The 11,504-nt window shown below is 46.6% G+C and carries 10 protein-coding genes; 2 read left to right on the forward strand and 8 right to left on the reverse strand.

Going from position 1 to position 11,504, the window contains the following annotated elements; translation table 11 throughout:
• The first annotated feature begins 100 nt into the window (after positions 1–100).
• Positions 101–1,273: an MFS transporter gene (locus tag MHN00_RS08760; protein ID WP_239300926.1), complete on the forward strand. Its 1,173-nt coding sequence runs from the start codon at positions 101–103 to the stop codon at positions 1,271–1,273.
• A 26-nt stretch (positions 1,274–1,299) separates the two neighbouring features.
• Here MHN00_RS08760 and envZ read toward each other — a convergent pair whose 3' ends face one another.
• The 5 genes from envZ to MHN00_RS08785 all read right to left on the reverse strand — a co-directional run bounded on the left by envZ (position 1,300) and on the right by MHN00_RS08785 (position 7,040).
• Positions 1,300–2,619, reverse strand: coding sequence for a two-component system sensor histidine kinase EnvZ (envZ, locus tag MHN00_RS08765; protein ID WP_239300928.1), 1,320 nt, complete (start codon positions 2,617–2,619; stop codon positions 1,300–1,302).
• A gap of 136 nt (positions 2,620–2,755) precedes the next feature.
• The gene (gene ompR / locus MHN00_RS08770; RefSeq protein WP_014951298.1) at positions 2,756–3,478 is read right to left on the reverse strand and encodes a two-component system response regulator OmpR; all 723 of its coding nucleotides are present in this window, start codon (positions 3,476–3,478) and stop codon (positions 2,756–2,758) included.
• Between the two features lie 298 nt (positions 3,479–3,776).
• Entirely contained in the window at positions 3,777–4,922 is a 1,146-nt protein-coding gene (locus MHN00_RS08775) for a DUF2855 family protein (RefSeq protein WP_239300930.1), read from the reverse strand.
• 154 nt (positions 4,923–5,076) lie between these two features.
• Complete coding sequence (locus MHN00_RS08780; protein WP_014951296.1) at positions 5,077–5,982, reverse strand: phosphoribulokinase; 906 nt, start codon at positions 5,980–5,982, stop codon at positions 5,077–5,079.
• Between the two features lie 122 nt (positions 5,983–6,104).
• Positions 6,105–7,040 carry an ion transporter gene (locus MHN00_RS08785; RefSeq protein ID WP_101566377.1) on the reverse strand — a complete coding sequence of 312 codons (936 nt, stop codon included), beginning with the start codon at positions 7,038–7,040 and terminating at the stop codon, positions 6,105–6,107.
• Between the two features lie 157 nt (positions 7,041–7,197).
• Here MHN00_RS08785 and MHN00_RS08790 point away from each other — a divergent pair, with 157 nt between their 5' ends.
• Positions 7,198–7,959, forward strand: a complete 762-nt coding sequence (locus MHN00_RS08790) for a sugar-binding protein (RefSeq protein WP_014951294.1) — start codon at positions 7,198–7,200, stop codon at positions 7,957–7,959.
• Positions 7,960–8,129: 170 nt separating this feature from the next.
• Here MHN00_RS08790 and MHN00_RS08795 read toward each other — a convergent pair whose 3' ends face one another.
• The 3 genes from MHN00_RS08795 to MHN00_RS08805 all read right to left on the reverse strand — a co-directional run bounded on the left by MHN00_RS08795 (position 8,130) and on the right by MHN00_RS08805 (position 11,486).
• Positions 8,130–8,882, reverse strand: a complete 753-nt coding sequence (locus tag MHN00_RS08795; RefSeq protein WP_239300932.1) for a glucosaminidase domain-containing protein — start codon at positions 8,880–8,882, stop codon at positions 8,130–8,132.
• Between the two features lie 468 nt (positions 8,883–9,350).
• On the reverse strand, positions 9,351–10,643 hold the full coding sequence (purD, locus tag MHN00_RS08800; RefSeq protein WP_014951292.1) for a phosphoribosylamine--glycine ligase: 1,293 nt from the start codon (positions 10,641–10,643) through the stop codon (positions 9,351–9,353).
• A 27-nt stretch (positions 10,644–10,670) separates the two neighbouring features.
• Positions 10,671–11,486: a class I SAM-dependent methyltransferase gene (locus tag MHN00_RS08805; protein ID WP_039228695.1), complete on the reverse strand. Its 816-nt coding sequence runs from the start codon at positions 11,484–11,486 to the stop codon at positions 10,671–10,673.
• Between the last annotated feature and the right edge of the window lie 18 nt (positions 11,487–11,504).

The raw sequence follows: 11,504 nt of genomic DNA on the forward strand, positions 1-11,504 counted from the left end.
CGCCCTCAAAAGGTTCACTTTGTGGTCAAGGGGCATAACTACGCTGTGCCCTCACGCCTAAATCGGATGTCTTTCTACTGATATCAGCCATGGAGCCTAAATGAGCCGACTTCCTGCCACCATCGTTATTTTTGCTGTTTTTTTTCTAATTGGTAAATTGTTTCTCTTGTGGGGAATATTACTGCCAGATATTGCAGCCGATCTGCAAATGTCTGAAGTAGTCAGTGGCGCACTTTTTTCGCTTTTCTCTGTAGGCATGATGTTAGGCGCTGTGATTGGTGGCAAGTATGCCAGTCGCTTCGAATATATGCCGCTATTAGCCACGTTATTCAGTATGAATACGGCGCTGTTGCTGCTTGTGTCAGTGCTTACCGCTTGGCAATGGTTTTTGGTGTTAGCGGTATTAATCGGTGTGGTGAGTTCAACAATATTTACTATTGGCCACACGCTTATTGCACGAATGTACGCAGAAAAGCGCTTTACTATGATGGGCTTAATGGACTTTATGTTCAGTTTAGGAACGTTTGCGGCGTCGTTCTTTGTAACACTGTTATACCTTGTTGAGCACAACTGGCGCTTACCTATTCAGGTGTTGGCAGGCGTTATGATTTTGCTTTCGTGCTACGCATTTATTGCGGCGCGCTCTCAGGCAAAAATACTTAAAGGTCAGCCTAAAGCACCTAAAAAGACCTTGGCGTTTGGGGTCATTATTAAGCAGCCTGTTTTCATATTTCTAACTTTGCTTACCTTTGGCTATGGTGCTGTAGAATTTGGTAACGCGAACTGGTTTGTGAGCTATGCGCAAAACGGCTTAGGCTTTACCGGCGAACAGTCGAGAAACTTACTGGCATTTTTTACCGCTGGCATGGTGATTAGTCGCCTTACCTTCCCTTTTTTACTGCGATTTGTATCGGTACACCGCATGATTGTAATCATGGCGACAGCATCGCTAGCAGGTGTATTCGCACTGAAGTTAATGCCTTCATTTTACGGGATTGGCGCAGGTAACTTACTGCTTGGCTTAGGGCTAGGTGGGCTCTTCCCGTTAGCACTTTCTGCGGCAATGAATATCGACAGTGACAACGGCCCCGTACTTTCTGGTATTTCAATTATCGGTAACTCTACAGGTGTTCAAGTGGCATCGTTTTCTACCGGGCTATGGGCGAACTTTGCTCCACTTACTACAGCGTTTTGGGTGATCCCGCTTGGCGGCTGCGTGCTGTGGTTGGCATCTTATGGATACAGCCGAAAAATTAAGTACCACCGAAGCTAATACCAATCCGTGTAGTGTTTTTGGGCTTAATGGGTTTGATAGGGTAAATAAAACTCTGCGACCAAGCCCTGCTGAGGATGATTTCGCAACGTCACCTCACCATCGTGAGCTTCTACAATTCGCCTTATTATGGCAAGGCCAAGGCCTGAACCTGACGAATTGCGGGCTTTGTCGCCTTGTGCAAACGGCATGAATACACCGTCGAGCTCCGTTTCTGGTATTCCCGGGCCAAAGTCGCGTACTTTGCAATACACGCGCTTTTCGTGGCGATTGTAAAAGCTGCTAATAGCAATATCGTCCGAGCCGTATTTGAAGGCGTTTTCGATGAGATTATCGATCACGCGTTTCATTGCAATTCGTCGTAGCGACAACGGAGGAATGGCGTTGAGTTTGAGTTCAATGTGGTGCTTATCGTCTAAATGTCTGGCTTGTACCAGTTCTGCAATAATCGCGTTTAAATCGGTTTCTTGAGTGACTTCTTCGGTGTCGTAGCGCGCATAGTCAATGAACTGGTCGATGATGGCGTTCATGTCTTCTATGTCATTTACAATGCCGTCTTTAATCCAGTCTTGATCTTCTGGAAGCATTTCTGAGGCAAGGCGAATACGGGTAAGCGGTGTGCGCAAGTCGTGAGAAATACCTGCTGTCATGATATTTCGGTCATTCTCAAGCTGCTTAATGCCTTGGTTCATGCGGTTAAAAGCCCGGGTAACCTGAATCATCTCGGTGCTACCTTGTTCGCGAAGCGGTGCTGGGTGCTCACCTTTACCTACCGCTATCGCTGCTTTTTGCAGGGCTGACAACGGGCGAGTCATGCGTCTTACAAACAACCAGCCTCCGGCCACACTTAATATACCAATTACCATCAAGTACATAGTAAGAGGGGATATATTCGCTTCGTTAAGTCCTGAAATAGGAATAGAGATCCACGTGTCTGGGTATCGGTTCAGGGATATCCACACAATGTAAGGTGCATTTTCATCACTGGCCTGCGTGGTGGTGCTAATGCGCACATCTGCAAGCTGCCGGAGCTGCTCGCTAACCTGAGAAGAAATATAGCTATAGTATACCGCGCTCTCTAATCCATTCTGTTTGGCAACGCTTTCGTCAAAGACCTGTACCTGGGTTTTTTGAAAATAGCGGTCGCGGGTTTCTTGGTTAGTCACTAGCAAATCGTTGGCGAGCACAGATTTAACTTGGGTGGCCAATAAGCTGTTAATTTGTTGGTAGCTGGGCTGAATAAAGTAATAGGTAACAGAGATGTAGGACACAATCTGATTAATAAGCAACAGCACGCCAATAAGCATGACGGTTTGGCCAAATGCACTTTTTGGAATTAAACGCATAACATGCCGTCGCTTTGAATCATAAGCCAGTGTTTGGAATGGCAGTAGGTAAACGCATAATTAGGAGTCATGAGTAAACATACTTCATTTGCGCACTGGCAAAGACGGGTAGAGCCCGCCGTATCAGCCATAGGTGCTAAACTTGTTCGCCATCAGGCACGAATACGTACCCCAATCCCCATACTGTTTGAATATAGCGAGGGTTGGCAGGGTCTTCTTCAAGCATTCTTCGTAAGCGCGAAACCTGAACGTCAATACTGCGCTCTAGTGCACTGTAGTCGCGACCACGCGCTAGGTTCATCAGTTTGTCTCGCGACAATGGCTCGCGGGGGTGAGTAACCAGAGATTTTAATACCGCAAACTCGCCGCTTGTCAGTGTTAAAGGTGTATCGCCAGCTGTCATCTCACGGGTGGCGAGGTTCAGTTTGTAATTGCCAAATTCCACAATTTGCACATCTTTAGACGGCGCGCCCGGCGCTTCGCTGCTGCGTCTGCGCAATACCGCTTTAGCACGCGCTAGTAGCTCGCGGGGGTTAAATGGCTTAGGCAAATAATCGTCTGCACCCATTTCAAGGCCGATAATGCGGTCAACTTCATCGCCTTTTGCAGTAAGCATAATAATGGGCATGTCGTTTTCTTGCTGGCGCAATCGGCGGCAAATAGACAAGCCGTCTTCGCCAGGTAGCATAAGGTCCAAAACCATTAAATGAAAATTCTCGCGCTCAAGCAGTCTGTCCATTTGTTCTGCGTTAGCCGCACTGCGAACTTGATAGCCCTGCTCAAGCAAATAGCGCTCTAATAGGCTGCGCAGACGCATGTCATCATCAACAACGAGAATTTTAGAGGTTTCCTGACCCATACTCATACCTTTCGTTTTACTTTTGTTTCACTATAACCACAAGATGTGAAATACAAAAGCGAGAAAAGCGTAAAAGGCTGGGGATGTTTGTTACAAATAGTGTCTAGGTCTGTCGAACTTAGATGTAAAGAAAGAGCCAGCAAAGGCCCAGTAGAAGCCCAGCAGACTCCAACGAGGAGGAAGCCATTACGCTTTTCTCCCCACTTAGCTTATAGTGAACTACGTATTGGTGAGAAGCTTTATAACGTAGGCGCTGCAACAACACACCAGCAGTACAAGTTGTAATCCACAAGGGGCACTAATCAAAAGTGACGACGTTAAGGGCTTTTGTTTGCGCCGTTCCGTTAAGCGTTTCTAAATATAACTGCGTTATAGCATCAGTCCCGCGGTGCGATTGCTCATAAAACTGATCGCTCACTTTCTCTGCGAAGCGTTTCCATGCACTGGCGTATTTTGCCAAAAAGGCCTCGTGCCCCCATTCATGTTGGCGCAGTTTCACGCGAGCTGGCGCGAAAAATATCTCTGCATTGAGCAGTTTGGGGTTGGGCTTCTCTCGGGCTTTCCAATCTGTCGCACCAATGAGTGTAACGTCGCTCAGGCTGTCGCCAAGCTGCTTGGTAAGGTCATTAATCAACGTACCGTTGGCAGCGAAATCAAGCAGCCAGTAGCGCGCATCGCTGCTTTTACTGCTATTGCCTTCGCTACTTAGGGCTGAGAGTTCGTCATAACTATACACTTCATCGTAGCAGCCGGTCGCTTTTACCAAATCCACGTTTTGTTTCGAGGTTAGCCCAACCACCTTGTAGCTTGCGTTTCGAGAGGCTTTTTGGTCTTTAAGTAGTTGCGCTGTACCCAGTGCGGTTTTACTCGAAGCGCTCGACAACAGTAAGGTTTCATTGTTTGCTTTCTCTGCCACATAGTCATCGAGCACAAACGAAGTCATATAAAGGGGTCTAAAATTAAGCTGCCATGCTTCGCGGTTTTTGTCGTAGCCGGGGTCGGCGGCACAGCGAAGATATTGATCGTAAACAGGGCTAATGCTCTTCCGTTTTTCGTGGATGTCTGAAAAACCGTGAGGGGCAACTTTTCCAGCTTTTATCACCCAATGGCTAGCCATAGGCAGGTAGCCGAACACCTTTTCACCTACTTTGATATCGCTATGACAAGACGCCTTAACGGTAGCAAAGCCCCAAACGGGCACAATACCGAAGCCATGTGCTTCATCAACGTCATTATCACTCTTTGCAGGGAAAAAGCCCCAATAGCCCATTTTAAAACCCAGTGCAGCATAGGTGATGTTGTTGGCAGAAAAGCCAAAGCTGTCTGTCTCAAGCAATACTTCGTCTTGCTGTAAGTCGCTGATGTTTATGTCGCGGGTAACAACGTTAGTGTTGGCAAGGTTTTGCTGGTCTACCCAAATTTGTTGGCTTTTAATTGTGGTCATAATAGGAGCCTGCTGTGTCAAAAACTAGGTCGAGAAACTAAATCAAGAAGCTAAACCAAGAAAGTTTCCGAATAGAACCTAGATTGACTTAGGGCATGAGCCATTACGACTTACTGTTTTAAATATATGCCTATAGAAGCGATGTATATTGGGCTTACTCGTCGCTGCTCAACCAATCCATCTGATGACCAGCTCTGCGCTTTTTATTTAAGATGTCTTCAAGGAGCGGAGTTAAAATGAGCTCCATGGCTAAGCCCATCTTTCCGCCGGGTACAACCAAGGTGTTGATGCGAGACATAAACGCGCCGTCGATCATTTGAAGGAGGTAGGGGTAGTCCACAGTCTTCATTTCCCGTCTAAAGCGCACAACCACAAAGCTTTCATCTTGGGTTGGAATTTCCCGTGCACTGAAGGGGTTGGAGGTATCAACGGTTGGTACGCGCTGGAAATTAACGTGGGTGCGTGAAAATTGTGGCGTGATGTAGTGGAAGTAGTCGTCCAGTCCTCGCACTATGCTGCTCATTACCGCTTCACGAGAATGTCCTCGGTCAGTGGTGTCGCGTACAATCTTTTGGATCCATTCTAAGTTTACAATCGGCACCATGCCGACCAGTAAATCTACATGTTTTGCTACATCATTTTCTTCCGTTTTTACACCGCCATGTAAACCTTCATAGAACAGCAAATCAGTGTTTTTGGGTAAATCTTGCCAAGGTGTAAAGGTGCCGGGCATTTGGTTAAAAGGCACGGCTTCATCGAACGTGTGAAGGTATTGTCTAAACTGTCCTGTACCCGAGCTGCCGTATTCCCTAAACAGGGATTCCAGTAGCTCAAAGTCGTTGGCTTTAGGGCCAAAGTAGCTGATATGTCTGCCTTGTTCTTGGGCTTTGCGAATTTCTACTTCCATTTCCGGGCGGGTAAAACGGTGAAAACTATCGCCTCCTACAACCGCAGCATTAACACTTAAGTTCCTGAAAATATGGCGTATAGCGTTGGTCGTGGTAGTAGTACCCGCGCCAGAAGAACCTGTTATAGCAATAATAGGGTGTTTGACAGACATAGGAATTCTTTTTGGAAATGACGGGTACTAGTTATAAGCTGATGTGAGCTAAGAATCAAGGGGAGGTATAAGCGCATACCACTCGATTCTTGGAAGTTGCTTTCGCTCCAGCCTGCGTGTAATCAATCATCTAGCCGTTTGTGATGGTGCTGCAATAGGCGCACAATTAGCTTTGCCTCTTCTTCGTCTAAATCAAGAAGTGCGCGAACATGTTCTAGGTGGTGCACATCGTGCTCACTCAACTTTCCGTCGTCCAAAAGGCTTCTTACTGTGTCTTTAAACCTATCGCGTTTTAGCTGCATCTGCGACGTGTAGCTAGAAGATAAAATACCTGCTGGTAGGGCGTAAAAACAGATACCCATAATAGTTATGAGGCCGCCAAATATTTTACCCAATGCAGTTATAGGAACGGCATCACCATAGCCCACCGTGGTCAGCGTGACGAGTGCCCACCACAATGAAGCGGGAATACTGCTAAAAACATCGGGCTGAGCAGCATGCTCAATATAGTAAATACAGGTGGCGGCGATAATCGTGAACAACAAAAGTACGCTTAACGCCGCAATAAGGCTGTGAGACTCGTTGCGCAATACGGTAACGAGAGTTTGCATAGAGCGCGAATAGCGCCCAATTTTTAAAATTCGCATTACCCGAAATATTCGCAAAATACGTAAATCGAACGCCACGAAAACGCTTAAGTAAAAAGGCAGAATTGCCATTAGGTCGACGAGCGCCATGGGACTTTTCAAATAGGTCCAGCGCTTTTGCCATGTCGTTGTACGTTCGTGATTAGGGCGGTTTGGGGCCGATGCGCTGCCGTATAAACGAAGAAAGTACTCAACGGTAAATATCAGTACTGAAACCACTTCGATTATATGAAGTTCGTACTGCCAAATGGCAGGGATACCCGGCACTGTTTCCAGCATCATAGCGACAACATTTACGATAATTAACGCGATAAGAAATACATCAAATATTTTGCTGAGCTTTTTGTACTCGTGAGCCTCGCTGGCAGGCGCAAGGATGTGATAGCACGCGTTTTGAAATGACATAGCCATGGTAGTGAGGGAACGAATGTCCTTTTTATACCAATTACCGTTGCAAATTGGTAATGCTTCTAAAAAAGAAGGAGGTGTTCGGTGCTATTTTCAAGCGCGGATGGGGTCAAAACATGGTAGTTTAAAATACAAATAAGCAAACAAAGAGCGTATCCAATTGAAAAGTGCAAAACATTTAGGGGCAGTACTAACCTCGGCACTGCTTGTGGCTATGTCTGTGCCCACGGCACAAGCTAAGTCTGACAGCGTACTTTTTTCATCAACTCCACCTGTTATAGATGGTGTAGCCAATGACGCTGCATGGAAAGGGGGCGATTGGCATGAAATGACGTCGCTTATGTGGGGCTCGGCTCCTGAGTCCGGTGATTTTTCTGGTCGATATAAACTGCGATGGAACAAGGATGCGCTGTATCTGTTGGCAGAAATACAAGACGATCACCTCTCAGATACCTATGCCAATCCCCTTGAACGTTATTGGGATGATGACTGTTTAGAAATTTTCATTGATGCAGACGCCTCTGGTGGCGATCACCTTAATAACTACAATGCGTTTGCCTATCACTTAGCGTTAGATAATCAGGTTGTTGATATAGGTCCAAATGAAGCAGGAGAGGCTGTACCACAACTCTACAATGATCACGTAGAGAACAAATGGCAGCGAGATATATCAGCGCCGCATAAGATTCATTGGGAAGCAGCGGTACGTGTATTTGATGATAGCTATCAACACGGAAAAGATAATTCGCCTGTCACCTTAAAAGAAGGTATGACACTGGGCTTTATGCTTGCCTATTGCGATGCGGATGGTGGCGACAGAGAGCACTTTTTAGGCTCTCATGAGATCACCCCAGTAAACGGCGATAAAAACTTGGGGTATAAAGATGCATCGGTGTTTGGAAAGGTGAAGCTGACAAAGTAGTGAACCATAATTTGTCGCTACTTTAATTGATTGACTTGCCGCGCGTAATTGGAAGGAGTCGCAGAAATGCCAACTCCTTTTAACCTGCAATCACTCACCTTGACTAAAAGCCATGCCATTTGGCGATAAATAAATGTGCTACAGAGCTCGTCACGCTCTGTCTGGTTGAGTTAATTGGCTTCGCCTTCCTGCATACTCAGATCTAACTTGTCCAGCACTGCAAGTTTATTAAAACTGATCATCTCACGTATTTCTTTTCCATATTCATCGCCACGCTCAGAATACTTCCCTAAGCCATAGCTGAGCGCAACCCCGGTGACAGCCTTGTCTTCTTCACGTAAGGATTGTCGAATTTTACGCAATGGTTTGTAAGCATCGTGGGTGTTTAAATTTAGCATGTAGCTTTCTACTGAGTCGGCAGGCGAACGGAAATCAGCAACTTCATGATTTTTGTTAGTGTCACGCGATTTTGGAACGATACCGCAGCCCTTAGAGAAACACCACTGACCAAAAAAGTTGTTCCCTAATTTTGCAAAACGAGAGGTACCCCATGCACTTTCATTCGCTGCTTGTGCAATTGCTAACGACGCAGGAACAATGTCGGCACGCCTTAACAACACCTCGCAGGCTGACTCCTGTTCAAGGTCAGCATCGTCAACACGAAACTTTGTCAGGAACTGGTCTAGATTGTCTGCTTCATCCGCGTCGCAAGAACTTTGAATTTGCTCTCTATCGGTGGCTAGCTCTTTGTTCACCTCGACTACAATAGGAGTGAAATACTCAAAAAATGCCGCTTTTCGGTCAGGGCCTGCGGCATAAGCAGTAAAGTCTGGAGCAGATTCTTTGGCAAAAAAGGCGAACCACGCTGCGGTACTCGCCACTACTGCTACAAGCAACACAGCAATAAGTTTAGTGTTCGACATCAGGTGATACCTCTTTTATTAGAATGAAATAATACGCTTTTTAAGCAGACTACCTGAGCTTATTAAATCTCGCTAAGTGGTTAATCATCTATGCGGATTGATATTAATACCATACAGGTTCTTGTATGCGCTGCAACATATGGAGAAGGTCAGTAAATTAAAGATTTATAATGTATACAGTACTATCGGCAAGTACCAAATCAGACTCGATGTGAAATTCAATACCTTATTGCTTATGTACTGAGCGCGAGTTTTCTTTTGTGTTGAGCGTTAGTATCAGGTTAAGCAGTGATATGTAGCTGGGAAACTACGATTTCTGCGTTTACTGCACGTTAGCATGGTGAGTAAGTGGTAAGAGTAGGTAAGAGTAAAAGTGGGGGGCGTAGAATTCACACCCTGGCTTTTCGTAATTATGTAAGAACGCAGCATTACGCTGCGTTCATTTAGCACTTTCTATGAGGCTTTCGGCTACTTGGCTTCAGCTTCACGCGCAATCGCACGGTGCGCGATATCAGTGCGGTAGTACACATCTTTAAACTGAATGGCTTTTAGTAGCTCGTAGGCTTTTTGCTGCGCTTCGGTAACGTTGTTACCCAAAGCTGTAGCGCAAAGTACGCGGCCACCTGCGGTTACCACTTCGCCATCTTGAAGGGCGGTGCCTGCATGGAAAACCTTTCCGTCTAACTTAGCGGCTTCTTCGAAACCAGTAATCACGTCGCCTTTATCATAGCTGCCTGGATAGCCGCCAGCGGCAAGCACAACACCTACCGACGCGCGCTCATCAAACTCAATCGTTTCGCCAGCAAGTTCGCCTTTGCACGCTGCTTGGCAAAGTGGAACTAAGTCAGACTTTAAGCGCAGCATGATTGGCTGAGTTTCCGGATCGCCAAAGCGGCAGTTGTATTCGATTACCTTCGGAGTGCCATCGGCCATAATCATAAGGCCAGCATATAGAAAGCCAACGTAGTCGTTGCCTTCAGCAGCCATGCCGTTAACTGTTGGCATAATCACTTCTTGCATAATACGGTCGTGAATGTCCTGCGTTACAACCGGAGCCGGAGAATATGCACCCATTCCGCCTGTGTTCGGCCCTTTGTCACCGTCAGCAGCACGCTTGTGGTCTTGGCTGGTGGCAAAAGGAAGTACGTTTTTGCCGTCTACCATGACAATGAACGACGCTTCTTCACCGTCTAGGAATTCTTCAATAACTACGCGGCTGCCGGCTTCGCCAAACGCGTTACCTGCCAGCATGTCGCGGATAGCGTCTTCCGCTTCTTCAAGGGTCATCGCAACAATAACACCTTTACCCGCAGCAAGACCGTCAGCCTTTACTACAATCGGCGCGCCTTTCTCACGCACATAGGCAATAGCTGGGTCAATTTCTGTGAAGTTTTGATACTCGGCCGTTGGAATGTTGTGGCGAGCCAAAAAGTCTTTGGTAAAAGCTTTAGAGCCCTCAAGCTGCGCGGCAGCTTGAGTGGGACCAAAAATCATTAAACCTGCGTTAGTGAACGCATCAACAACACCTGCAACTAGCGGCGCTTCTGGGCCTACAATAGTAAGCTCAACATCGTTACCTTGAGCAAAAGAAACCAAGCCAGCAATATCATTTACATCGATAGCTACGTTCTCAAGCTTAGGTTCTGTAGCTGTGCCTGCATTGCCAGGTGCTACAAATACTGTTGAAACATCAGAAGACTGCGCTGCTTTAAACGCTAGCGCGTGTTCGCGGCCACCGCCGCCAATTACAAGTACGTTCATTAACTGTTCCGTTTTGAGTGTTTAATTTTATGATTTTGGTTTGGTGAATTTTAGCGTCATGCGATTGCTCTCGCCAATCGCCATGTATTTTTCGCGATCTTGATCATCTAGCGCCAAACGTGGAGGTAGCGTCCACACACCTTTCGGGTGGTCGGCAGTATCCATTGGGTTAGCGTTGACATCGCTGCTTGCTTCAAGCACAAAGCCTGCTTTTTCGGCGGCAGCCACAACGTAAGAACGCTTCATGTAGCCACTTTTCTTCATTGCTTCATCATCTGCGCTTTCAGGAAGCTCATGTTCCACTACGCCCAGTACGCCCCCTGGCTTAAGCGCTTTGAAAAATGCGCCAAATGCATTGTCGATACCCTCGTCACCGTGACGCATATACCAGTTGTGTACGTTGCGAAACGTCAGCACCATATCGGCACTACCTGCGTCGCTAATATCTAACGCTTTGATTGGGTCGAATGCAGTAAGCTCAGCACCTTCGTACTTCATGCCCGGCTTCATTTTTTCTTTGAAGCCTTCCACCGATTTTTTAAAGTAACCGCTGGTTTCATCATCCACGTAAAAGTGAGCAGCTACATACTTACCGTTATCTTTTACAACAGAATAAAGGATGTCGGCGTACCAACCACCACCGGGAGAGATTTCTACCACAGTCATGTCTGGGGTAAGGCCAAAAAAGCGCAGTGTTTGCTGAGGATTACGGTACTCATCGCGTACTTTTGCACTAGCAGAGCGGATATCGCTCATTGCGGCATCAGAAATCGCATCTGCGCTGGCATAAGTAGCACTTACACCTAGGGTTGCGGCTAACACATATTGGGCTAACTTTTTCATTCTTATTTCCTTTTTCTG

It is taken from the genome of Alteromonas sp. Cnat2-8, from assembly GCF_022348355.1.
Lineage (GTDB): Bacteria > Pseudomonadota > Gammaproteobacteria > Enterobacterales > Alteromonadaceae > Alteromonas > Alteromonas macleodii.

Coding starts and splice junctions, on each gene's coding strand:
- MHN00_RS08760 (WP_239300926.1), top strand. CDS start 101: ATGAGCCGACTTCCTGCCACCATCGTTATTTTTGCTGTTTTTTTTCTA.
- envZ (WP_239300928.1), bottom strand. CDS start 2,619: ATGCGTTTAATTCCAAAAAGTGCATTTGGCCAAACCGTCATGCTTATT.
- MHN00_RS08795 (WP_239300932.1), bottom strand. CDS start 8,882: ATGTCGAACACTAAACTTATTGCTGTGTTGCTTGTAGCAGTAGTGGCG.
- MHN00_RS08805 (WP_039228695.1), bottom strand. CDS start 11,486: ATGAAAAAGTTAGCCCAATATGTGTTAGCCGCAACCCTAGGTGTAAGT.
- MHN00_RS08775 (WP_239300930.1), bottom strand. CDS start 4,922: ATGACCACAATTAAAAGCCAACAAATTTGGGTAGACCAGCAAAACCTT.
- MHN00_RS08780 (WP_014951296.1), bottom strand. CDS start 5,982: ATGTCTGTCAAACACCCTATTATTGCTATAACAGGTTCTTCTGGCGCG.
- purD (WP_014951292.1), bottom strand. CDS start 10,643: ATGAACGTACTTGTAATTGGCGGCGGTGGCCGCGAACACGCGCTAGCG.
- ompR (WP_014951298.1), bottom strand. CDS start 3,478: ATGGGTCAGGAAACCTCTAAAATTCTCGTTGTTGATGATGACATGCGT.
- MHN00_RS08785 (WP_101566377.1), bottom strand. CDS start 7,040: ATGGCTATGTCATTTCAAAACGCGTGCTATCACATCCTTGCGCCTGCC.